The organism is Waltera acetigignens (assembly GCF_025567015.1).
In the GTDB taxonomy this organism is placed as follows: domain Bacteria; phylum Bacillota; class Clostridia; order Lachnospirales; family Lachnospiraceae; genus Acetatifactor; species Acetatifactor acetigignens.
Window position 1 is genome coordinate 263,605 of the sequence record NZ_JAOQJO010000003.1, and the last position, 24,688, is coordinate 288,292.

The 24,688-nt window shown below is 46.7% G+C and carries 20 protein-coding genes; 15 read left to right on the forward strand and 5 right to left on the reverse strand.

What is annotated here, in order from left to right:
• Positions 1 to 522: 522 nt before the first annotated feature.
• The 5 genes from OCV96_RS05460 (at position 523) to OCV96_RS05480 (ending at position 5,904) form a co-directional block, all read left to right on the forward strand.
• On the forward strand, positions 523 to 1,452 hold the full coding sequence (locus tag OCV96_RS05460; RefSeq protein WP_262593738.1) for an ABC-three component system protein: 930 nt from the start codon (positions 523 to 525) through the stop codon (positions 1,450 to 1,452).
• A gap of 30 nt (positions 1,453 to 1,482) precedes the next feature.
• Positions 1,483 to 1,743 (forward strand): ABC-three component system middle component 6, encoded by a 261-nt coding sequence (locus tag OCV96_RS05465; protein ID WP_262593739.1) that lies wholly within the window; start codon positions 1,483 to 1,485, stop codon positions 1,741 to 1,743.
• Positions 1,718 to 3,472, forward strand: coding sequence for a DUF2326 domain-containing protein (locus tag OCV96_RS05470; protein WP_262593740.1), 1,755 nt, complete (start codon positions 1,718 to 1,720; stop codon positions 3,470 to 3,472). Before OCV96_RS05465 ends, OCV96_RS05470 begins: the two co-directional genes overlap by 26 nt.
• A 243-nt stretch (positions 3,473 to 3,715) precedes the next feature.
• The gene (spoIIID, locus tag OCV96_RS05475; RefSeq protein ID WP_118501909.1) at positions 3,716 to 3,967 is read left to right on the forward strand and encodes a sporulation transcriptional regulator SpoIIID; all 252 of its coding nucleotides are present in this window, start codon (positions 3,716 to 3,718) and stop codon (positions 3,965 to 3,967) included.
• A 167-nt stretch (positions 3,968 to 4,134) separates the two neighbouring features.
• Entirely contained in the window at positions 4,135 to 5,904 is a 1,770-nt protein-coding gene (locus OCV96_RS05480) for a TFIIB-type zinc ribbon-containing protein (RefSeq protein ID WP_227063641.1), read from the forward strand.
• A gap of 80 nt (positions 5,905 to 5,984) precedes the next feature.
• Here OCV96_RS05480 and OCV96_RS05485 read toward each other — a convergent pair whose 3' ends face one another.
• Positions 5,985 to 6,128, reverse strand: coding sequence for a hypothetical protein (locus OCV96_RS05485; protein ID WP_022153308.1), 144 nt, complete (start codon positions 6,126 to 6,128; stop codon positions 5,985 to 5,987).
• Positions 6,129 to 6,426: 298 nt separating this feature from the next.
• On the opposite strand from OCV96_RS05485, the gene OCV96_RS05490 reads away from it, so the two are divergent.
• The gene (locus tag OCV96_RS05490) at positions 6,427 to 7,653 is read left to right on the forward strand and encodes a UTP--glucose-1-phosphate uridylyltransferase (RefSeq protein WP_227063694.1); all 1,227 of its coding nucleotides are present in this window, start codon (positions 6,427 to 6,429) and stop codon (positions 7,651 to 7,653) included.
• 175 nt (positions 7,654 to 7,828) lie between these two features.
• Positions 7,829 to 8,845, forward strand: coding sequence for a UDP-glucose 4-epimerase GalE (galE, locus tag OCV96_RS05495; protein ID WP_022153306.1), 1,017 nt, complete (start codon positions 7,829 to 7,831; stop codon positions 8,843 to 8,845).
• 60 nt (positions 8,846 to 8,905) lie between these two features.
• Here the strand turns inward: galE and OCV96_RS05500 are convergent, their stop codons facing one another.
• Positions 8,906 to 10,048, reverse strand: a complete 1,143-nt coding sequence (locus OCV96_RS05500) for a glycerate kinase family protein (protein WP_262593741.1) — start codon at positions 10,046 to 10,048, stop codon at positions 8,906 to 8,908.
• A gap of 266 nt (positions 10,049 to 10,314) precedes the next feature.
• Between OCV96_RS05500 and OCV96_RS05505 the strand changes: the two genes are divergently transcribed.
• The 6 genes from OCV96_RS05505 (at position 10,315) to OCV96_RS05530 (ending at position 18,437) form a co-directional block, all read left to right on the forward strand.
• A complete protein-coding gene (locus OCV96_RS05505) occupies positions 10,315 to 12,606 on the forward strand; it encodes a hydratase (RefSeq protein ID WP_262593743.1) in 2,292 nt (763 codons plus the stop codon).
• An 86-nt stretch (positions 12,607 to 12,692) separates the two neighbouring features.
• The gene (locus tag OCV96_RS05510; protein ID WP_022312198.1) at positions 12,693 to 13,217 is read left to right on the forward strand and encodes an SseB family protein; all 525 of its coding nucleotides are present in this window, start codon (positions 12,693 to 12,695) and stop codon (positions 13,215 to 13,217) included.
• 404 nt (positions 13,218 to 13,621) lie between these two features.
• Positions 13,622 to 14,836 carry a hypothetical protein gene (locus tag OCV96_RS05515; protein WP_262593744.1) on the forward strand — a complete coding sequence of 405 codons (1,215 nt, stop codon included), beginning with the start codon at positions 13,622 to 13,624 and terminating at the stop codon, positions 14,834 to 14,836.
• Positions 14,837 to 15,077: 241 nt separating this feature from the next.
• Positions 15,078 to 15,977 carry a M23 family metallopeptidase gene (locus OCV96_RS05520; protein ID WP_262593745.1) on the forward strand — a complete coding sequence of 300 codons (900 nt, stop codon included), beginning with the start codon at positions 15,078 to 15,080 and terminating at the stop codon, positions 15,975 to 15,977.
• Positions 15,977 to 17,152: an amidohydrolase gene (locus OCV96_RS05525; protein WP_262593746.1), complete on the forward strand. Its 1,176-nt coding sequence runs from the start codon at positions 15,977 to 15,979 to the stop codon at positions 17,150 to 17,152. Before OCV96_RS05520 ends, OCV96_RS05525 begins: the two co-directional genes overlap by 1 nt.
• 13 nt (positions 17,153 to 17,165) lie before the next feature.
• The gene (locus OCV96_RS05530) at positions 17,166 to 18,437 is read left to right on the forward strand and encodes a cellulase N-terminal Ig-like domain-containing protein (RefSeq protein WP_022312193.1); all 1,272 of its coding nucleotides are present in this window, start codon (positions 17,166 to 17,168) and stop codon (positions 18,435 to 18,437) included.
• A 5-nt stretch (positions 18,438 to 18,442) separates the two neighbouring features.
• On the opposite strand, the gene OCV96_RS05535 is transcribed toward OCV96_RS05530, so the two are convergent.
• The 3 genes from OCV96_RS05535 to OCV96_RS05545 all read right to left on the reverse strand — a co-directional run bounded on the left by OCV96_RS05535 (position 18,443) and on the right by OCV96_RS05545 (position 21,547).
• The gene (locus tag OCV96_RS05535; RefSeq protein WP_262593747.1) at positions 18,443 to 19,177 is read right to left on the reverse strand and encodes a lysophospholipid acyltransferase family protein; all 735 of its coding nucleotides are present in this window, start codon (positions 19,175 to 19,177) and stop codon (positions 18,443 to 18,445) included.
• A 114-nt stretch (positions 19,178 to 19,291) separates the two neighbouring features.
• The gene (locus OCV96_RS05540) at positions 19,292 to 20,149 is read right to left on the reverse strand and encodes a DegV family protein (protein ID WP_262593748.1); all 858 of its coding nucleotides are present in this window, start codon (positions 20,147 to 20,149) and stop codon (positions 19,292 to 19,294) included.
• 27 nt (positions 20,150 to 20,176) lie between these two features.
• Entirely contained in the window at positions 20,177 to 21,547 is a 1,371-nt protein-coding gene (locus OCV96_RS05545; RefSeq protein WP_118730651.1) for an NAD(P)/FAD-dependent oxidoreductase, read from the reverse strand.
• Between the two features lie 233 nt (positions 21,548 to 21,780).
• On the opposite strand from OCV96_RS05545, the gene OCV96_RS05550 reads away from it, so the two are divergent.
• Together OCV96_RS05550 and OCV96_RS05555 are read left to right on the forward strand one after the other, a co-directional pair.
• Positions 21,781 to 23,160: an MATE family efflux transporter gene (locus OCV96_RS05550; RefSeq protein WP_262593750.1), complete on the forward strand. Its 1,380-nt coding sequence runs from the start codon at positions 21,781 to 21,783 to the stop codon at positions 23,158 to 23,160.
• A gap of 76 nt (positions 23,161 to 23,236) precedes the next feature.
• The gene (locus OCV96_RS05555; protein ID WP_262593751.1) at positions 23,237 to 24,625 is read left to right on the forward strand and encodes an MATE family efflux transporter; all 1,389 of its coding nucleotides are present in this window, start codon (positions 23,237 to 23,239) and stop codon (positions 24,623 to 24,625) included.
• Positions 24,626 to 24,688: the final 63 nt, after the last annotated feature.

A 24,688-nucleotide genomic window follows, 5' to 3' on the forward strand; every position in this document is an offset into this window, starting at 1 on the left:
TAAAAAAGGAAGAATTTTAGTGAATGGGGGTTATAAGATTTGCAATATACCAAGCAATTGTAGCCGTAATGAATGTTACAATGACTGCGTCATAGATATGATGATTAAACGTTTATATGAATTGGAACATGCCCCAAAATCAATAAATTATAACATGAATATATAAGGTTATTTCAATTTCAATCATATTTTTTGCATTGAAAAGAAGCTTTTTTGAAGAACGAGCTATGAGAATAGTAAGTGATATCGGCAATAATATCGCAGTAAGGAAGATTATAAAAAATTAATATTAGTAAAACCGTAATATACCGTAATATGCGCATTTGGTAGTGACAATGTAGAAGGTTTTACGAGGAATGATACGTATTGCGAAAAATGAAATCTATAAATTAGAACAATAAAAGGTGAAAGAAAATTATTAATGAAAAAGTTTGAAAAATTGTATGAACTTATAAACCAAATAATGAAAGTCATGTTATAATAATTTAGTTATATTCAAAAGTGAAAAAGGGGATAGTTATATTGGAAAAAGGTGATAGATATATTGCAGATATACTTTTTAGAATTAAAATATTACAGTATAAAGGACAGGCATTTGAAGATTTTTTTGTTTTTGTTATGACGAAAGCGGAACCAAATTTTCAGCCGGTTAAAGCATATGGTAATATAGGTGATAGAAAAAATGATGGATTTGTTAGCCAAACAGGTATTTACTATCAAGTTTATGCACCTAGAGATGTTAATAAAGAAAAAACAGTAGGTGATGCGGTAAAAAAATTAGAAACAGATTTTAAAGGGTTGTATGATAAATGGAATAATATATGTGCAATTAAGAAATTTTATTTTGTCGTAAATGATAGATATGAGGGGTTGCCAGCACCAATAATTCAAAAAGCTCTCGAATTGAAATCAAATCCATTATATTCAGAAATAGAAATTGAAACTTTTACAGCAAAAGATTTGCAAGGAAAATTTGACATGTTAGATGAAAATGATATGCAGGAGATAGTGGGATTTATTCCTGATGTGTCAGATTGTATTATAGAATATGATGCACTTAATGAAGTTGTAAGATATTTATTGAATGCAGAATTGCCAATTAGTACTGGAGAAAAATTGGTTGTACCAGATTTCGTCCAAAAAATAACCTTTAATAATTTAAGTGAAGAAATTGAAGCAAATCTTACTGTAGGGAGCTATCAAGAAGGATTATTAAATCAATACTTTAACGAAAATCCGGGAATAAAGGATATTTTACAAAAAAAGTTTAGGGCTTTATATGAAAAGGCATGTGAAATTATTGAAGATGAGCAAGAGAATGCTTCAGATTGTAGATGCTATTATATTCTGGAAAATTCCGTGCCTAAAAGAACCATGTCGATGCTTACATGTGTCTGGGTTTTGATGGCATATTATTTTTCAACATGTGATATATTTGAAGAACCAAGGTAGATAAGGCTAGATATAGAAAGGGATGAAAATATGATATTACCGAAAAAACAATTGTCAGTAAGTGAGTCCTTTTTTGGATTTGGTGCTTTTCTACTTCAGCAATTATCTAAACCTATGACGATAGATGATTTATGGGAATATTATAAAGAAGAATATTCTAATAAAAGATATTCGACGAAATTTTCCTTTGATCAATATATTATGGCCTTAGATTATTTGTTTATTATTGGTGCGATTGAAAAAAATGAAAGGGGATTGCTGTGTTATGAGACTGATAAGTTTAACTGCTAATCAAAAATCTTTTCATCCAATTATTTTTAAAGATGGCATTAATATAATTGCAGGGAAACAGGTTACTCCTCATAATGAGAATGATGGCAATACATATAATGGCGTTGGCAAATCATTAACTTTACATTTAATTCATTTTTGTTTGGGATCAAGAAAAATTGAATCTTTTGCGAAAGTTATTCCAGAGTGGGAGTTTACATTAAGATTTCAAATAGATGATAAAGAACACTATTGCATGCGATCAACATGCAATCAAAATAAAATTGAATTTAATGGAGAGATACTGAAACCAAAAGAAGTTCAGGAGAGATTGAGAGAACTTTGTTTTGGATTAAAAGAAACACCCAAAGATATGACATGGACAACTCTTTTTTCAAGATTTGTTAGAAAATCTCGTCTGTGTTATTCAATATATGATGCTTTTGTTCCTAAAGAAAGCGATTATAGTAAAATTTTGAATAATTGTTTTTTGTTAGGGATAGATAAGGAACTAATTGTTGCTAAAAGGGAACTTCGCGATAGGCAAGTGGCTGCAGCGGCAACAGAGAAGGCAATAAAAAATGATCCGCTTTTTCGACAGTACTATTTGGGAAAAAATGATGCAGAATTAGATGTTGCAGATTTAGAATATAGAATTGCAGAATTGGCAAAGGAAATATCTGTGTTCAAAGTATCAAAAAACTATCATGAGTTAGAAAAAGAGGCTGATGAAAAGAGTTATCAAAAGAAAGAACTGGAAAATAAAAGAGTACTTGTTAGCACATATATAAAAAATATTGAGGAATCTACAAAGGAAACTACTGAAGTAAAAGAGGAAAAGTTACTAAAAATATATGAGGCAGCTCAAATAGAAATTCCAGAGATGGTAAAAAGAAGTCTTGCGGAGGTAACCCAGTTTCATAGTGAGTTATTGGCTACAAGAAACGTACGCCTTCGAAATGAACTGGCAAAACAAAAAAGAGCGTTAGAGGAAATTGACAGCAAAATAGTAGAACTTGGAAGTAGGATGGATGAATTGCTTGATTATTTGAATTCGCATGGAGCATTGGAAGAATATGTGGCATTGACAAAACAATTATCATCTTTACAGAATGAATTGAACAGGATACAGGAATATCAAAAAATTTTGAAGACATATCGAGAAAATAAACGGAGAATTAAGGAGGAAATGATAAAGCAAGATAAGGCAACAGATGAGTATCTTGATGAGGAAAGCGGGTATTTGGAAGAATTACGAAATAAGTATTGGGAATATGCCAAACGCTTTTATCCCAAGAAAAAAAGTGGATTGGTTATAAAAAATAATACTGGAGAAAATTTGTTGCGATATTCATTAGAAGCACGTATAGAAGACGACTCCTCTGATGGGGTGAATGAAGTAAGAATGTTTTGCTTTGACTGGTTGATTTTGAATTGTGAGATAAGCAAGATGAGATTTATTGCTCATGATAGTAGATTGTTTGCTAATATGGATCCAAGACAAAGGGAGACTCTTTTTAGAATAGTATATGAAACATGCTGTAAAAAAGATTTTCAATATATATGTACTATTAATGAGGATGCACTTGAATCGTTTGAGGGTATAATGAGTACAGAAGACTATAAAAATATTGTTAGGGATAATGTTATTCTGGAACTCAACGATGATGCACCAGAAAGCAAATTACTTGGAATTCAAATAGATATTGACTTAGAGGATAAGAGTAAGGTGACAGATGACATAGCTTGAAAGATGAGGAATGTTCATGCAAACTATGAGCATTCCTCCTTTTGCATATATGTATTTAAGACATATGGTAGACTAGGAGGTAACAGAACCATAGGAAAATTGTTGTTGAATATAGGCATACACTACTTATGTATCCATAGATAAAAGAAAGCAATAATATAATTGGAGAGATAAATACAATCCCTATCATAACCCCTCAGATACTTTCATACACTGTAAAAAAGTATCCTGAGGGGTTTTCCTTTGAAAGACTATATTGAAGAACGAGCTATAGGGATAGCGGGCTATATCATCGACCACAACGCCACGGTACGGCAGACTGCCAAGGCCTTCGGCATCAGCAAAAGCACGGTACATAAGGATGTGACGGAGCGGCTGGCCCAGGTGAATCCGGCGTTGGCGAAGCAGGCGCGGAAGGTATTGGATGTGAATAAATCCGAGCGTCATATCCGCGGCGGACTGGCTACCAGAGAGAAGTATCTGCACCAGCACTAGATATTCGATGAGGCAAATCATTCTATACGGGAAAGTGTCTTGAAATACCGGGTACCAACTTATATAATGGATACATAGCTATATGGGACAAAGTAGTTGGGACATAAGATACAAAAGATATCAGGACCTTTACGCGGCAGGATCACTTATGAGGAGAGAAAAACGAAATGGCAACAGAGTTTCTGAATGATGCACGGAAAGAGATCGAGAGACGGACAGAAGACTTCTGTGGGGAATTAAAAGCATTCTATCAGGGCAACGGGGAAGCGGAACAGAACCTGATGGAGCAGACAACCCAGCCTTTCTGGCAAAGTCTGCGCCTGAGCAGAAAAAGACTGCAGCAGCGGGAACTGACGGTGGATATGGAGATGCAGGAGCCGGCACGACTGGCGGACTATGATGGTCCCTGGAAGGATGGTTATGATTATAGCTGCCGCCGTACCCAGCCGGTAAAAATGAGACGGACTTATTACCGCAAGGGAAAAAAGATTGCGTTCCTAAAGACACCGGAGATTGCAGCGGCGAGCTTTTTGAAAGCGGATGTGCAGGGAGATATGGTTATCTGCCCTAACTGTGGACATGAGGGAAAACTGACCAGCTATATCGATGGCTGTGATGCCTGCGGGGCAAAGTTTCTCGTCAGTGATTTTGAAACAAAGGTATCCGGATTTTCTCTGGAGGAGGACGCAAGACAGAAAAGTATTTCCAACTTTATGAAAGCCGGTGCTGTGGTGGGAATTACAGCGATTTCTCTTGCGGTACTGGCCATCTGTGCGGGCGGCATTATGTTTTTGCTGTTGGCGTTGGGCAGGAACGGATACAATGCGGTAAAGGCAGCCGCAGCCATGATGCTGGGAATTGGTCTGGCTCCGGTATTTTTCCGGTCGTTGTTTTACATGCTCATTATATTTATTGTAATGTTGATCGTGATGGAGACTCGCAGAAAGCCGAGAATTCAAGACGAATCGAAAGTAAAGGCCGCAATCCCGGAATTCTCCACGGGTAATTTTCTTCAGAATCTGGAATACCAGCTGCGAATGATCCATCTGGCGGATACGGTAGAGCAGGTACGCTTTTTCGCATCCTGTGATCTGGATACGGTGGTGGCACGGTATCAGAATGTGGTGGACTGTTGCATTTGCGGTGTGCGTTTTCTGGAGGCGGAGACACGGGGAGAGTCTTACAGAATCAGCGTGGAAGTGAGGACCCGATTGACACTGGATACAGGAAAGAAGATCCGGAACCGTTATGAGGAGATCCGGCTGGAACTGGAAGGCAGACAGGATGTGGTAACGCAGCACAGCAGGGCACTCCGGGAATACAAATGCCCCAACTGCGGAGGCAGTGTGGACATTTTGGGCGGCGGAGTCTGCGAATACTGTAATACCGCGGTGGACTACCGAAATTTTGGCTGGATCATCACTTCTTATACAAATCTGGGGCAGCCAGAGAATCCTTCTGCGAAAATACTGGCGGGAGCACTGGGAAGTTATCTGCTCATTTTGCTTTTGAGTCTGGTACTCATGGCGCATTCCGAGGATGGAAAAGATACTTTTGAGATCTTACAGAGTGTCCGGATGTCAACGGAATATCTGAAAGCGGTGCAGCAGGATATTATCTATCCCGATGCTGTGATTTCAGATTGTACGGAGACAGACAGCGAAGATGGAACTTTTGCTTCAATAAAGGTGTACTCCTGTGGGGACCGGGATGCAGTAAAAGAAGACTACAAAACTGCACTGCTGGAAAAGGGATTTCTGGAGATGCAGCAGTACCCGGAGGGATTTTCTGTCTTTTTGCCGGAGAATCCGTCAGAATATGCCGCGGATTCGGAAGAAGGAATGTTCTATCTTGTGATCCGCGCAGAAAATGCATCGGAGGGAATTACAGTAACTGCGACACTGGTGGATGAGAACTGGGATCCGGTACAGGAATAAAAATAGAATAAGAAAATGCGACAAGGGACCCGGGCGAAAGCTTCCGGGTCCTTTTTAGAGGGAAAGTGTTTGTAGTTAGCTTATTGGGTGAGAGGAATTCTGTGGACCACCCTGCGATAGAGCTTCCACAGGAGCACAGCAGGGAAACTGATTGCCAGATATGCTGTGGATAAAAGTCCGGTAGCACCGCCTACGATTGCAATAATTAAAATTCCGATGTTCATGATGGATTCCTCGCTTTTTTGTCAGTCTGTAAAGTGCTTGCTGATTCCTTCAAAAACTTTACATATCGTATTATAGTAAACAGATACCCCCGGGTGAATAGTTTTGAGCGACCCTTAACACCATTTTGTCGGGTTATTTACAGAATCTTTGCAAGGCATTTACAGAATCTTAACAGGGCGGGAACGATCCCGGGAGTAAGGTTTGCAATCGCAGGAAATATCAAGTATAATAGAGAAAATTGACTGTTACCCGGGGTGGAATAGTCGGAGAAAATAAAACGGAGGTAGGAATATGAGTATGACACTGGAACAGGCTAAGGAGAAGCTTGCAAAGTATGGTCAGGAACATGTTCTGAAGTATTACGGGGAGCTCAACGAGGAAGAGAAGCAGGGGATTCTGGATCAGATCGAAACTACGGATATGAGCATTCTGGAAGCTTGCAAGCATAAAGAAGATCTGGCAAAAAAAGGAGTGATCACACCGTTGGCTGCCATGCAGTTAGACGAAATCGAAGCAAACAGGGAGGAATTTACCGCAACCGGTATCGAAGCGATCCGACAGGGCAAGGTAGCAGCGGTCCTTCTGGCCGGTGGTATGGGCACCAGACTGGGATCTGACAATCCCAAGGGAATGTACAATGTGGGACTGACTCATGAACTGTATATTTTTGAATGCCTGATCAATAATCTGATGGAAGTCGTACATCAGGCAGACAGTTGGATCCATCTGTTCGTAATGACCAGTGATAAGAACAACGATGCGACCATAGCCTTTTTAAAGGAGCATGATTTCTTCGGATATAATGCGGAATATGTGCATTTCTTTAAACAGGAGATGGCTGCGGCTACCGATTATGAAGGTAAGATCTATCTGGAGGAAAAGGGCAAGCTGTCCACTTCCCCCAATGGTAACGGCGGCTGGTTCATTTCCATGAAAAACAATGGCATGCTGGACATTGTACACAGAGAAGGCATTGAGTGGATCAATGTATTTGCCGTGGATAATGTATTGCAGCGAATCGCAGATCCCTGCTTCATCGGAGCTACTATTCAGAAAAATTGTGTGGTAGGCTCCAAGGTGGTCCGCAAGAATGCACCGGATGAGAAGGTAGGCGTTATGTGCTTAGAGGATGGCAGACCTTCTATCGTAGAATATTATGAACTGACCGATGAACTGATGAATGCTAAGGATGAGAAGGGAGAACCCGCGTATAATTATGGTGTGATCCTGAATTATCTGTTCAAGGTACAGGATCTGGAAAAGATCATGGCAGAGAAGATGCCCCTGCATATCGTAGAGAAGAAGATCCCGTATCTGGATGAGAACGGAGAACCGGTGAAGCCGGAGGCTCCCAACGGCTACAAATTCGAGAGTCTGGTGCTGGATATGATCCATCAGATGGACAGCTGTCTGCCCTTCGAAGTAGTCAGAAGAAAAGAATTTGCGCCGATCAAGAACAAGATCGGTGTGGACTCTGTGGAAAGTGCCAGAGAACTGCTCACCGAGAATGGTGTGGTGCTGTAAACATTTCGACAGATTTTCACAACATAAGGTTATTGAGGAATCGATAGAATTACAGTAATCTGATACTGTAAGAAACGAAGAAAAAATTTCATCCGGCTCTGACAGATGAGAGATTGTGCAGCCGCCATAGTGAACAAATAGTATTGTCCTATGCACGGCGGATAGGAGAGAGTGTATGAGAATTTTGGTAACAGGTGGTGCCGGATTCATCGGCAGTCATACCGTAGTGGAATTACAGCAGGCAGGCTATGATGTAGTCGTATTGGATAATCTCTGCAATGCAAGTGAGAAAGTGATCCCCAGAGTAGAAGCCATCACAGGCAAGAAGGTTCCTTTCTATAAGGCAGACATTCTGGACCGTGAAGCTCTGGAAGAGATCTTCAGCAAGGAACAGATTGACGCAGTCATTCATTTTGCAGGACTGAAGGCAGTCGGTGAGTCCGTACAGAAGCCCTGGGAATATTATGAGAACAATATTGCCGGTACCCTGACCTTGGTAGATGTCATGAGAAAACATGGTGTGAAGAGCATTATCTTCTCTTCCAGCGCTACCGTATACGGCAACCCCGCATTTGTTCCCATTACGGAGGAATGCCCCAAGGGACAGTGCACCAACCCTTACGGCTGGACGAAATCTATGCTGGAGCAGATCCTGACGGATATCCAGAAGGCAGATCCCGAATGGAATGTGATCCTGCTTCGTTACTTCAACCCTATCGGAGCTCACAAGAGCGGTACCATTGGCGAGAATCCCAACGGTATCCCCAACAACCTGATGCCTTATATCACACAGGTAGCAGTCGGCAAGCTGAAAGAGCTGGGTGTCTTCGGTGATGATTACGATACCCCCGACGGAACCGGTGTACGTGACTACATCCATGTCGTTGATCTGGCAAAGGGCCACGTAAAGGCTCTGAAGAAGATTGAGGAGAATGCAGGACTGAAGATCTACAATCTGGGAACTGGTGTGGGCTACAGTGTTCTGGACATCGTGAAGAACTTCGAAGCAGCTACCGGCGTGAAGATTCCTTACGTGATCAAACCCCGCCGTGCAGGCGATATCGCCACCTGCTATTCCGATGCTTCTCTGGCAGAGAAGGAACTTGGCTGGAAGGCTGAGAACGGCATCAAAGAGATGTGCGAAGACTCCTGGAGATGGCAGAAGAACAATCCGAATGGATATGAAGAATAATAAAACAATATTGAAACATACAAAGGGACATGGCCGGTGGGTCATGTCCTTTTGTGATTCTTAACGGTGAAAAATCTGAAGCGCCCGGAATACCTGCTCTACGGTATCCGCCATATTGGTCATGGCATTGTCGGTATGCATAGCCTCATCCAGGGATACCACGTTCCGCAGAATCGGGAAAAAGGCATCGATGCCCTCTGCGTTGCAGGCAACGGCCTCTTTGGCCACGCAGCCGGAAAAAGCAAGTACCGGTTTTTCATATTTTTTGGCAATCTTGGCAACACCGATGGGAGCTTTTCCCATAACCGTCTGACCGTCAAGGCGGCCTTCCCCGGTGATCACGACATCTGCATCCCGGATATATTTTTCCAGATGGGTTTCTTCCAGAATGATCTTAATACCGGATTCCAGTGTGGCATTGCAGAAGGTAAGAAAAGCAAACCCCATACCGCCAGCAGCACCGGCACCGGGATATTTGGCATCGGCATGAGGAAACTGTTCTCTGGCCAGAGCGGCATAATAAGCCAGCCATTTGTCCATCTGCAGGATCATAGTGGAAGTAGCGCCCTTTTGCGGTCCGTAGATGGCGGAACATCCCTGCTCTCCGCAGAGCGGGTTGGAGACATCGCAGGCTATGCGGAAAGTACATTCCTTGAGTTCGGGAAGCACATGATCCGTAGTGATGGATTCCAGATCCTCCAGTCCTTTGGCTCCGAAGCGGATCTGATTTCCGTTTTTATCCAGAAAGCCAAAGCCAAGTGCCTGCAGCATTCCGACACCGCCGTCATTGGTGGCACTGCCACCGATACCGACAATAAAATGCCGGCAGCCGTTCTGGATTGCATCTTTGATGACTTCGCCTACACCGTAAGTGGTGGTGTTCAGAGGATTCTTTTCCTCTCCGCTGACCTGGGTAATCCCGGCGGCACCGGACATTTCAATGATTGCGGTATGGGTCTCGTCGACGATGCCGTAAGGACAGACAACGGGGTGACCGGAAGGGCCTGTGACCTGCACCTGTGTCATACGGCCGTCACAGCCGTTTACCAGAGCATCGACGGTGCCCTCCCCGCCGTCCGCCAGAGGACGGACGGTAATATGAGCATCTTTATAAACACGTTTGATCCCTGTGGCGGCGCTCAAACCCGCCTGCATGGAGGTCATACTTCCCTTGAAGGAATCGATAGCTATTACTACATTCATAAGGTTCCTTTCCGCTGCCGCCGGAATTCGGCCGACAACTGTCGTTTTCGTATAGATTTTCGGAAAATGGCATAATTTCTGAGGATATTATAGCAACACCGGAACAAAAGAGGAATGGTTCCCGGAGAAAAATAAAATTTAGCGTGGTACAGTGGCAAAAACATCCTATAAGATCATTGCATCTGAGAAAACAATCCAGTATAATGAAAGGAGTGCACATTTAGATGCACATTACGCATAAGAAGTGGAATAACAGGAGGACGAGCATGATTCAGTTAACACAGGGCGGCGCTTACCTGGTAAACGGTACGGACATCGTAGCGGATACCCCGGAAGCAGCCAGTCAGATACAGGCGAAGACCGGCATTACGATCTCCAAAGAAGAAGCAGCGAAAAACACCATGGCATATGGTATTCTGCAGGAGCATAATACCTCCGGCAATATGGACAAGCTGAAGATCCGTTTCGACAAGCTTACCAGCCATGATATTACCTTTGTAGGTATTATCCAGACCGCGAGAGCATCCGGACTGCAGAAGTTCCCCATGCCCTATGTACTGACCAACTGTCATAACTCCCTGTGTGCCGTAGGCGGCACCATCAACGAGGATGACCACATGTTTGGTCTGACCTGTGCGAAAAAATACGGCGGAGTCTATGTACCCCCTCATCAGGCAGTTATCCATCAGTTTGCCAGAGAGATGTTAGCCGGCGGTGGCAAGATGATCCTGGGTTCCGATTCCCATACCCGTTACGGTGCACTGGGTACCATAGCTATGGGCGAGGGTGGTCCCGAACTGGTAAAACAGCTGTTGAACCAGACCTATGATATCAACATGCCCGGCGTGGTAGCCGTATACTTAAAGGGTGCTCCCGTGAAGGGTGTAGGTCCTCAGGACGTGGCACTGGCTATCATTGGCGCAGTATTCAAGAATGGCTATGTAAAAAATAAAGTAATGGAATTCGTAGGTCCCGGCGTGGCTTCCCTGAGTGCTGATTTCCGTATCGGCATTGACGTAATGACCACAGAGACCACCTGTCTGTCCTCCATCTGGAAGACCGATGACCAGATCCGTGAGTTCTATGAGATCCACGGACGTACCGAAGACTATAAGGAACTGAATCCCGGCCAGGTGGCATACTATGATGGATTGATCGAGGTGGATCTGGACAAGATCCGTCCTATGATCGCCATGCCGTTCCATCCCAGCAATACTTACACCATCGAAGAGCTGAATGCGAACCTGATGGATATTCTGGATGAGACGGAAAAGCGTGCGAAAGTAAGTCTGGACGGTGCTGTAGACTTCACTCTGAAAAATAAAGTAAAGAACGGCAAGTTCATTGTAGATCAGGGTATCATCGCAGGCTGTGCCGGCGGCGGATTCGAGAATATCTGTGCGGCTGCCGACATTCTGAAGGGCAGATACATCGGTGCGGATGAGTTTACTTTAAGCGTATATCCCGCATCCATGCCCATATACATGGAGCTGATCCGCAACGGCTGTGCGGCTACCATCTTAGAGACCGGTGCAGTGATGAAGACTGCGTTCTGTGGTCCCTGCTTCGGTGCCGGTGACACACCTGCCAATAACGCATTCAGTATCCGTCACTCTACCAGAAATTTCCCGAACCGTGAAGGCTCCAAGCTGCAGAACGGCCAGATCGCTTCCGTAGCTCTGATGGATGCCCGTTCCATCGCAGCCACCGCAGCCAACAAGGGTGTGCTGACTTCCGCAACGGACTTCGATGGAGATTTCGGAAAATACAAATATCATTTCGATAGCAATATTTACAAGAACCGTGTCTTCGATTCCCACGGTGTGGCAGACGAGAGCGTAGAGATCCAGTTCGGCCCCAATATCAAGGACTGGCCCGCTATGGGTGCCCTGCCTGAGAATCTGATACTGCAGGTAGTATCCGAGATCCACGATCCCGTAACTACTACCGATGAGCTGATTCCATCCGGTGAGACCTCTTCCTACCGCTCCAATCCTCTGGGACTGGCAGAGTTCACTTTAAGCCGTAAGGATCCGCAGTATGTAGGACGTGCCAAGGAGATCCAGAAGGCAGAGAAAGAGCGTATGAACGGCGGACATCCCTGTCAGGCAGTTCCGGTACTGAAGGATGTTATGGGTGAAGTAAAGAAACAGTATCCCGATGCAAGTCGCGAGAACACCGGATTCGGTTCCACTATTTTCGCAGTGAAGCCCGGAGACGGCTCTGCCCGTGAGCAGGCTGCTTCCTGCCAGAAGGTATTAGGCGGCTGGGCAAATATTGCCAACGAGTATGCCACCAAGCGTTATCGTTCCAACCTGATCAACTGGGGCATGCTTCCTTTCCTGATCCAGCCCGGAGACCTGCCTTTCAAGAATCTGGATTACCTGTTCATTCCTGGTATTAAGAAAGCCGTGGAAGACAAGGCCGAGGAAATTAAGGCATATGTGGTAACAACAGGAGAAGGCATGAAGGAATTCACCCTGAAGCTGGGAGAGCTGACCGACGAAGAACGTCAGATCATCCTGAAGGGATGCCTGATCAACTATAACCGAGTGTAACTATTCAGAGACATGTGACGAACCATCGCAGATGCGTTTCGCGAAGAGAGGCTGAATAGTTACAATGAGAAGTAAGGAGAAAAAATATGGAATTTAACAAACCGGTATCCAACCCCATGATGGTGGGATCCATTGAATTATTAAAAGCAGAGGACACCCCAGAACACAGACAGATGTTCCTGGATGAACTGCAGAAAGCAAAGTTCCTGTCTCCGGTCGTGATCGATCCGGTGCCTGTGCCCGATGAAAACGGCCGGGTGACCATCGCAAGAGATGCCAAAGTACAGTTCCCGATGCTGTCCACCGAGGACGGTCGGAAGTTCTTCATGGCGTTCACTGACTGGACAGAGCTAAAAAGGTGGAGAGATGAGGAGAATCAGCAGACTTTCGCCATGAACTTTGACGATTATGCGGGAATGCTGCTGCGCAAAGATGCACAGGGCAATATCAGCCCGGCGCTGGGATTCGTGATCAATCCCTTCGGTGGCAACATCGTGGTGACCAGAGAAATGGTAGCCAGCATGATCGCAGCAAAGCTGAAAGCAGCCGGCAGACCGGTGCCTCCCGCACCCGGAACCCCTGGCGCTCCCACTCAGCCCAAACAGCAGTAAATTAACACTAAATAAAATGTCCATAGCGGACGATATAAGTAGTAGAGAGGTGACAAGGCCAGTCACTTCCTGCTACTTATTTTTTACAGTTTGATAATGACACCACGGATGGTAATCAGACAGAGGCATATTATATGTATTCTGTTTCTTTACCATCTTTTTTTAGTTTAACAGTTCAGCCATGCAATATCATATGTTCTGCGTGGATGCTGGCACACAAAGCAGAACATATGATATTGCATGAGCGGAGCGCCGCATGTATGAAATAAAAGATGAGCCGCTTAGCGGCGTCGACTGCGGAGCAGGCGCTTTTATGAATACATGCGGCGGTGAACTGTTAAACGTTACAGGAAGCGCGCCCTGTTGGTTCGTGGTGAGGTCGGGGAAAGGAGAAAATTACAGATTTGAGAATTGATTCCGCAAGCATAGGAATGGATTCCGCCAGAAGCTATCACGCTTCTAAGACAAGCGTCAGACGATTTGAGATAACGGATTATCAGGCAGGTCTGACAGATGTATCCACTAAGGGACAGAAGACACCGAATGGTGAGGATACCACACAGAACACGGAGGAACAGGAGAACACTGCAGAGAACACCACGATGACAGCCAAAGACTGGCAGAGTCGTTTGCTGGTATCTTCTGCCAGATGGGATATGCGAAGCAGTGCCAGTGAACAGACATTGTCTACCATCCGGGAATATACGGTGCGTTATATTTTTGATTTATTATTCCCGTCCAGGAACAGCACTTTGCGGGACTGGATGCAGGAAAACGGATGGAGCAGCGGTAATCAGACCGGAAACAGCTGGAATACAGGGAATAGCGTAAATAATACCCAGACGAATTCCGGCAGCACACAGGGAACCGCAACACCTGCGTCAGACGTGTTCAATCTGGTCACGTCCCGTGTGAAAATATTGAACTATGTGAGCGAGACCTGGAACATAGAACAGGAGGATACCAGTTTTTCCACCGTGGGAAGCGTACGGACCAAGGATGGCAGAGAGATCAATTTTAATGTAAATGTAAATATGAGCCGCAGATGCGAGGAATACTACAAAGAGCAACTCAATGTAGCAGAATTCACGCTCCATGATCCGCTGGTGATCAACCTGGATACTGATGTGGCAGAAGTGTCGGATCAGACCTTTTATTTTGATCTGGATGCCGATGGCAAGGAAGAAGAGATCTCCGTGCTGAATGGCAGCGGCTATCTGGCACTGGACAAGAACGGTGACGGCACTATCAACGACGGCAGTGAGCTGTTCGGCACCCGGAATGGGGATGGCTTTACAGATCTGGCGCAGTATGATGAGGATGGCAACGGCTGGATCGATGAGAACGATTCCATCTGGTCAAAATTAAAAATCTGGTGCAAGGATGAAAACGGCAACGACGTACTGTACAAACTTTCTGACAAGGGTGTCGGTGCTATCTGTCTGCAAAACGTTTCTACGGATTTTACCCTGCAGGGAGACCGTAAGGCTCAGGACGGCACTACCAATGCCAATGCGACCAATGCTGTGGTCCGCAAGACCGGTATTTTCTTATACGAAAACGGAAATGTGGGTACGGTACAGCACGTGGATATGGCTGCCTATGCCGCACAGGCATAGAATAAATATAACTATTCAGTTACTTCGCCCTATAAATAGCATCAAATGTTCTTACGAATGCAAACATTCGACGCTATTTACATGGCTCTGAATAGTTCCAAATAAATGCAAATTTCATATCGAAGACATTCTGAATAAAACCCATGAATCGGGCAAGACTATAGGATAAACCAGGGAAAGTGGTTGAAACGATTGTATAGCAGGCAGTTGACTCAGGGAACAGGAAGGATGCGGATAGGATATGAGAAGAAATAAAAAGAGCGGTATTAACAAAGAACGTATTATAATGTTAGCCTCTTCAGCCTTTGTACTGGCAGCATTGACCATGACAGGGGTCTATATGAAGGGGCAGAATGTGGAGTCCAGGGATGATGGTTATACCTTGGACTTCACTGCGCTTCCCAACAATGCGGATGACAAATTACAGGAGATCACGGAGAATAACGACGAACATCTTCTGAAGGAGGACGAGAACATCCCCGGACTGACGGCAAATAATACAGCGGGAAATGAGATCGCGGGAACTCCTGTCACCGAGGATGATCTGGACTATATGCCCCAGGAGGTAGGCTCCGGCAACGTAGAGATTCCGGGGCTGACGGATCAGGAGACCCTGCTGGAGGCCGCACAGAAAGAGCAGCAGAATTCCGATGCCGACCGACAAAAGGAAGAGACCGGGGGAAAGCAGACAGCAGGCGGGGATGTGGTCGTTGAGAAGACACTGCACTTTGCAGAAAGCGACGGATTACAGCAACCGGTGCAGAGTGATATTCTGATGCATTACTCTATGGACAAGAGCACTTATTTTGCTACACTGGATCAGTATAAATACAATCCCGCCACCATTTTTTCCGCGGAAGAAGGTACGGCAGTGACCGCCTGTGCGCAGGGAAAAGTGACTTCGATCTTCGAAAATGAGGAGATCGGCAAGGCGGTGACCCTGGATCTGGGTGACGGCTATGAGGCCACTTATGGACAGCTGACGGAGATCACAGTGAAAGAGAACTCCTATGTGAATCCCGGCGACACCATCGGCAGTGTGGCAGCGCCCACGAAATACTACAGCGCCGAAGGAAGCAACGTATACTTTGCTCTGACCCACAACGGGGAACCGGTGAACGGGGAGGCATTGTTCCGCTGATGTATATTGTAGGAGGCAGGATCCTGACCATGGCGGGCAGAGAGATCCCCGAAGGGATCCTGCAGATAAGAAACGGGAAAATTGCACAGGTAGGTGCCAGAGGTGAGGTGAAGTTACAGCCGGAAGAAGGAGAGCAGGTAGTGATCGCGAAAAATGCGCTGATCATGCCGGGCATCATTGAGGCACACTGCCATATGGGTATCATGGAAGAAAAAAACAGCACGGAAGGGGATGACTGTAATGAGACAGTGGATCCCCTGACACCGACTCTGCGGGCTATCGATGGTATTAATCCCATGGATGCAGCCTTTGATGATGCGGTGCGGGCCGGAATTACTGCAGCCATGATCGGACCCGGAAGCTCTAATGTGGTGGGCGGCCAGTTTGCCATGGTAAAGACTAAGGGGCGCCGGATCGACGACCTGATCCTGAAATCACCGGCGGCCATGAAGGTGGCCTTTGGAGAGAACCCCAAGGTCAATTATTCCGGGCAGAACAAAAGTCCTGTCACTCGTATGGCCATCGCCGCCATGCTGCGCAGGGAACTCTGGGAGAGCAGAGAATATCTGCGGCAAAAGCAGGAAGCGGCGGAGAAGGGAGAGTATTTTGCACCGGATTTTGAAAAAGAGTGCTATCTTCCGGTACTGCGGGGAGACATCCCGTTAAAAGCCCATGTCCACCGGGTGGACGATATTTTCACAGCAATCCGCATTGCAAAAGAATTCGGTATAAAAATGACGATGGATCATTGCTCGGAAGGTCATCTGGTGGCGGAAGAACTGGCGAAGGAAGGATTTCCGGCCATTGTGGGACCGGATCTTACCAGCCGGAACAAGATCGAGGTGCAGAACATGTCTTTTAAGACCGCCGGAGTGCTGAACCGGGCCGGTGTGATGGTCGCCATCACCACGGATCATCCGGTGTCACAGATCCAGACACTGCCGTTGTGTGCCGGACTTGCGGTAAAAGCGGGACTTCCAATGGAGGAAGGTTTCCGGGCCATCACCATTTATCCTGCGAAAATCTGTGGCGTGGCAGACCGCATTGGCAGCCTGGAAGTGGGGAAAGATGCAGACATTGCCATTTTCGACGGAAATCCTATGGAAATTTTCACACGAACCCTTTATACTATTATCAACGGGGAGATCGTGTACTGTAATGTCCCCAGGGAATGACCGGAGGAATATTTTGAGATACAGCAGGAAAAGTGCAGGGATCCTGTCCCTGCTATTACTATTTAACAGTATAGGTATGAACGCCTGCGGGCAGGCAACGGCAGAGACAGGGCATGTAAGCATAAGTATGACCGGCATGGAAAACACACCGGTCATCAACTATACAGTGCCTACGCTGACACCCAATGTGCTGGTGGATCAGCAGGGGTATGCCGCGGTCGGTGAAAAACAGGCAGTGGTGAAGGGCAGACAGCCGGTAGAGACTTTCCGGCTGGTGGACCGGGAGACCGGAGAGACGGTCTATGAAGGCACGGTAAAGCAGACAGATTACAACGGGGAGCTGTCTCTGTACATCGGAACAGCGGATTTCACGGACTATACCGGGGAAGGTGAGTTCTATCTGGAGTGTGACAATGTGGGAAGATCCCTGACATTTTCTCTGAAAGAAGACCACTATCAGGAACTGTTGGAAGCGTTGTGCACGGATGTTCATGACAGATGTCAGGATCGCAGTATTACCGAGGATGAGATCATCACTTTGTTGGAGGCCTGTGAGTGGTATCCGCAGGTGCTTGCGGATGATAATGGCAATGATATCCCGGATCTGCTGGAATCTATTGCCGACTGGCTGGAAAAAACGGCCAACGACACAGAAAAGCCGGAACCGGAGAACATGTGTTACGTGGCGGTGATGGCAAAATTCAGTTATCTGTACCAGAAATATGATGTGCAATATGCCACACAATGTCTGCAGCATGCGTCGTCGGTGTACACCAAGCTGATGTCGACATCCGGCAGAGATGCGGAGAAATTCATGGCGCTGACGGAGCTTTACCGGGCGGCGGGACTCTACACTTACCGCAATCAGATCCTGGAGTATAAGGACTTTTTCGAGGACAATACCAGTTATCTGGAAGAAACGGCCTATCTGTATGGCTCCATGACGTATCTGGCCACCAGACAGCCGGTGGATGTGGACCTGTGCACTGTATTCATGGAAAGCATCCGGAATCGGGGCGAGGAGCTGGCCAAACGTTCCCATAACATGATCGATGCCGTAATGAATGTCAACAATGGAACCGAGGATCTTCTGAAGCGGGCAGAAGAATTGTCCTGTGCTAATTATGTGTTATACAGTTATCAGTACACGGAGATTTTAGAGGATTTTCTGCATTACCTGATGGGACGGAACCGGGATTCGGTGAGTTATTATCCCGAAGAGGGAGACGCTGCGGATTATCTGTTACTGATAGCCCAGCAGGTCTCCCTCGCGGATAGACATTAGAAAGATCAGATCAGTTCTTTGTTTTTGAAATAAGTTTCGGAGATAATATTCTGTACATAGGTGCCCATGCTCTTGCGGGTCTCCTTGTCCAGTTCCTTCGGATAAATAGGCTTACCGTATTCAATGACTACGGTGGCCTTTTTTATTTTCGGAAAATGATCTTCAAATACCGCAGCGGAATTCACAATAGTCATGGGGATAATGGGAACATTTGCTTTCTCTGCGATCTTGAAACTGCCCTCGTGGAAGGGAAGAAAAGTATCCTGGGTCTTGTTGCGGGTGCCCTCCGGGAAGATGCAGATGGAAATCCCGTTTTTGGCTTTCTCAATGGCCTGCAGAATGGTTTTCAGTCCTGCCTTGATGTCCTGGCGATCCAGAAACAGACAGTGAAGATCTTTCATCCAGATGTTAAGCAGGGGCCATTTTAACATTTCTTTTTTCGCAATATAACCGGTAGGTCTGGGAACACGGACGTAGGTCAGCACCACATCGAAAAAGCTGCGATGATTGCCGACGTACAGCACAGCAGTGTCGGTGGGAATGTTCTCTTCCCCGATGGCAATGACTTTCGTGCCGGAAAGACGGATGACCCAGCGGAAGGCCCAGTTTACAATGGCCAGGGAACTGCGGTCCTTAAGACAGGGGTTAAATTTACCGATGATCCATTCCACCAGCATTAACGGCGTGGACAGGATCAGGAATAATACTACAAATAATACGACGAATATAAAACGGATCATAATAATACCAATGCCTTTCAGTAACCTGCAAACTTTCAGGTGCCTTGGCACCTTGTGCAGGCACAAATTTGCGTGTGAAAAATTAATTTTTCACACGAAACTCCTTCGGATTTTTTATTTAGCAATGAAAAGTACGCCTAACGTGCCGGGACCACAATGGCTGGAGACTACACCACCTGCTCTGGTTTCCAGAATCTCGTCAAAGATTCCCAGACTTTCCAGATAGGAACGAACCGCTTCCACAATCTCCCGGTCGCAGCCGGAGTGGGTGATGAAGACTCTGTCGGGAACGGCATTCTTCAGATCCTCTTCCATGTCTCTGGTGTAGGAGAGGATGACAGAACTTAATTTTCCACGGTATTTTTTGGAGGCATCCATGGCACCATCCACCACGACGATCCGGGGATGAAGCTTTAACATACCACCGGCCAGAGCCGCTACCGCGCTGCATCTGCCACCGCGGTGAAGGTAGGTCAGGGTATCTACGACGAAGCTGGCCCGGACTTTGGGACGGATGGCTTCGATGGCAGTAGTGATCTCTGCGGCTGTTTTCCCTTCAGAAGCCAGAATGGCAGCCTGTATTACCTGCAGACCGATGCCGGTGGACAGGTTTGCGGAGTTGATGACGGTGACTTTGTCGGAAGCTTCCAGTTCTTCTGCAGCAAGCCGCATAACGTTGCCGGAGGTGGACATGCTGTCGGAGATGGAGAAACAGATGATCTCCCGGCCTTCTTCCACAAAAGGCTGCATGACTTCCATGGCCTCGGTCAGAGAAGGAGCAGAGGTCTTGGGCGTGGTCTTGTTTTCATCGGACCACCGGAAAATTTCTTCCGGCGTAATATCCACGCCATCGCGGTATTCATCCTCGCCCAGCAGAATGTGCAGAGGCAGGATGGTAATGTCATACTTTTCCACTAATTCCTTTGACAGATCACAGGTACTGTCAGAGATGAGCTTAACTGTCTGTGCCATAGAATCTACCTTCCTTTTTATTAGTAATTATTCCCCTTTGGCGATCTGCCTTGCGACATAGACACCGCTGGCGGATGCATGGGACAGGGAATGAGTCACACCGCTGCCGTCACCGATGATGTACAGGCCCTTGTGACAGCTTTCCAGATGTTCGTCCAGTTCCACTTCCATATTATAGAATTTGACTTCCACACCGTAGAGCAGGGTATCGTCATTGGCGGTACCGGGTGCGATCTTGTCCAGTGCGTAGATCATTTCGATGATACCGTCTAAGATACGCTTGGGCAGTACCAGGCTTAAATCACCGGGAGTTGCGGACAGGGTAGGCTCTACCATGCCCTCGGCAATACGCTTCGCATTACTGCGGCGTCCTCTCACCAGATCGCCGAAACGCTGTACGATAACACCGCCGCCCAGCATGTTGGAGAGACGGGCGATACTTTCACCGTAGCCGTTGCTGTCCTTGAAGGGCTCGGAGAAATGCTTCGCTACCAGCAGGGCAAAGTTGGTGTTCTCTGTCTGCTTGTCGGCTCCTTCGTAGCTGTGGCCGTTTACGGTGACGATGCCGTTGGTGTTCTCATTTACGACGATACCGTGGGGATTCATACAGAAGGTACGCACGGAATCCTCGAATTTTTCAGTGCGGTATACGATCTTGCTCTCATAGAGTTCATCGGTCAGATGAGAGAAGATGACTGCGGGCAGTTCCACCCGGACGCCGATATCCACGCGGTTGGACTTGGTGTTGATGTCCAGATCTTTACAGATCTGCTCCATCCATTTGCTGCCGCTGCGGCCTACGGAAATAATGCACTTGTCGCAGTCGTAAGAAGCGTTTTCGCAGCAGATACGGTAACCGTCACCAACGGTCTCCACCGTTTTCACCGGGGTATCGAAATAGAAAGTCACTTTATCCTTCAGTTCTGCGTACAGATTTTCCAGCACGATGAAGTTGATATCTGTACCCAGGTGACGTACGGAAGCGTCTAACAGGTTCAGCTTGTTCTGCATGCAGATTTTTTTGAAAGAGGTGCCAGCAGTGGAATACAGCTTCGTGCCTTCACCGCCGAACTTCATGTTGATGTCATCCACATATTTCATCAGGTCGATGGCCTGACTCTTGCCGATATACTCGTAGAGAGTGCCACCGAAAGCGTTGGTGATATTGTATTTTCCATCGGAAAAAGCACCGGCACCACCGAAACCGCTCATGATGGAACAGCTCTTACAGTTGATGCAACTCTTGATCTTGTCACCGTCGATAGGACAGTGGCGCTTCTCCAGAGGGTGACCGGATTCGAAAACGGCAATTTTCAGGTCGGGATTCTGTTGCACCAGTTCATAAGCGGAGAAGATACCGCCGGGACCGGCACCGATAATGATTACGTCATATTTCATAGGGATAAGTTTCCTTTCTCTTTGTTCTCTTGTAAGGATTTGTGGGATGTATACTCATTTTGAACCCCCAAAAACATTCAAAATATAGTATATCATATTTTCAGCTAAAATGGGGAATAGAAATATAGCAAAATATGTGATAAAATCATAAGTTATAGCGGTTCTTCTGCAGATGCGGATGAGCGGTGCGGGAAAATAACGGGATTTGGAAGAGAATTGCAGGAAATGAAATTATGGAAGCAACACAGAAGAAAAACAAATATGAAATAGATATGTGCAACGGCACGATTATGGACAAGCTGATCTCCTTTGCACTGCCCCTGATGGTGTCCAGCATTTTGCAGCTGCTGTTCAATGCAGTGGATATCATTGTGGTGGGACGGTTCACCGGAAGTCAGGCGCTGGCGGCTGTAGGTTCCACCACGGCATTGATCAATATGTTCGTCAATCTGTTTATCGGCGTTTCTCTGGGAGCCAATGTATTGTCCGCCAGATTCTATGCTGCCGGGAAAGAGCGGGAGATGAGCGAGACAGTACATACAGCTATGACCTTTGCATTGATCAGCGGTATTGTCATGGTATTCGTAGGGCTGTTCTGCACCCGGGGGGCGTTGGAATTGATGGATACCCCGGCGGATGTTATTGATCAGGCGGCATTATATATGAAAATTTATTTCTGCAGCATGCCCTTTTTCATGCTGTACAATTACGGAGCTGCAGTTCTGCGGGCAGTGGGAGACACGAAGCGTCCGCTGTTGTTCCTGATCATATCCGGAGCCATCAATGCGGTATTGAACCTGTTTCTGGTCATTGCTTTTTCCATGGGTGTGGCGGGGGTAGCCATTGCTACAGTGATCTCTCAGGTGATCTCCTGTGTGCTGGTATTATGGTGCCTGTTTACTACGGACAGCTGTTACCGGCTGCAGATTTCAAAGCTGGGAATAAAAGGGGAGTACCTGCTGCAGATCTTTCAGGTGGGGGTTCCGGCGGGGATCCAGAGCGTAGTCATCAATTTCTCCAATGTTCTGCTGCAGTCCTCGGTGAATTCCTTTGGCTCCATCGCCATGGCAGGCTATACGGCGGCCAATAATATCTTTGGATTCCTGTTCGTGTCGGTGAATTCCATTACCCAGGCGTGTATGAGCTTCACCAGTCAGAACTACGGTGCCGGGAAGAAAAAACGTATGGACAGGGTACTGATCGATTGTATGATCCTGTCGGTGATCGTAGCGGTAACGCTGGGCGGAAGCGCCAATCTCTTCGGTCCGCAGCTGCTTCACATTTACACAACGGATGCGGACGTTATTGCCTGTGGAACGGAGATTCTGCTGTATACGACGTTGACTTACTTTTTATGCGGCATCATGGATCTGATTCCGGGAGCCTTGCGGGGCATGGGACATTCGGCGGTACCTATGATATTGTCCATTATCGGTACGGTGGGAACGAGAATCTTCTGGATCTACGGAGTATTCCCAATGCACCGGTCGTTGATGGTACTGTTTTTATCTTATCCGGCCTCCTGGCTGGCAACGATCCTGCTGCAGGCGGTATGTTTCTATTTTGTCAGAAAGAAAGTACACAGCACCATGCCGCAGGAAGAACCGTTATAAGCGGTCGGTTTTCGGGAGTGAAAGTCCCGGGATGATCGAGCGTAGGTAGGGATTATTTAGAAAATTGAGGGAAATTATGTTAGCAAAATTTAAGAAAAAATATATTGGAGACTGGGATTTTTACCAGAAGTATCTTTTACTGGCTATTCCCATGATCCTGCAGAATGCCATTACCAATCTGGTAAGCTTTCTGGATAACATCATGGTGGGACAGCTGGGAACGGAGCAGATGTCCGGCGTTGCCATTGTGAATCAGCTGATCTTTGTATACAATCTGGCAATTTTCGGAGCTGTGTCAGCTGCCAGCATCTTCGGTGCCCAGTATTTCGGAAAGGGCAATCATAAGGGACATATGTATTCCTTTCGGTTTAAGCTGTATGCCACGCTGTTGGTGACAGGCGGAGCGATCCTTCTGTTCCTGACGAAAGGTTCCGCACTGATCTCCCTGTATCTGACGGATACGGTGGGGAACGGGGCCACGGACTTGGCACTGCAGTACGGACTGGAATATCTGGCCATCATGATGGTGGGACTGATCCCTTTTGCGGTGAACCAGTCCTACGCGACAAATATAAAAGAGACCGGGCAGACCTTTATCCCGATGCTGGCCAGCTTTGTGGCGGTGGGTACTAATGCGATTCTGGACTATCTGATGATCTTCGGCATCGGTCCTTTCCCGGAGCTGGGAGTGCAGGGGGCGGCGCTGGCTACCGTTATTGCCCGTTACATTGAGGCACTGATCGTGGTGATCTGGGCACACATCCATCGGGGAAAAAACCGCTATCTGGAGGGAGCTTACACCAGCTTTGGTATTCCGCTTGCGGAATTGAAGGCGATCCTGATCAAGGGATTTCCGCTGATGATGAACGAGGTGCTGTGGGCAGCGGGCATGACAACGGTGACCCAGTGCTATTCTGTCAGAGGTCTGGACGTGGTGGCGGGACTGAACATTGCCTCCACCATCACGAATCTGTTCAATATTGTCTATCTTCAGCTGGGTTCCTGTATCAGTATTGTGGTGGGACAGTATCTGGGTGCAGGTAAATTGGAGGATGCCAAAGATGCGGACAATAAGATGATCGTATTCAGTGTCTTCTGCTGTGTGATCATGGCAGTGTTAATGTTCGTGGTAGGAGGATTTTTCCCCGGCATTTACAATACCACGGAGGAGATCAGGGAACTGGCTACCAGTTTTATTGCGGTATCGGCCATCATCATGCCCTTCTGCGCCTTCAGCCATGCGTCGTATTTTACCCTGCGTTCCGGTGGTAAGACGGTGGTGACTTTCCTGTTTGATTCCGTATTTACCTGGGTGATCGTGGTGCCGGCGGCATATCTGCTGGCGCATTTCACCGGCCTGGGGATCGTGAGCATCTATTTTCTGGTGCAGGGTACGGAACTGATCAAGGTGATCATTGGTTACCTCATGGTGAAGAGTAATGTCTGGGTGGTCCAGATGGTATAAATTACTATTTGTGCCGCCAGCCGAAGGCTGCTGGATGGAGATTGGCATGAAAAATAGGAGAAG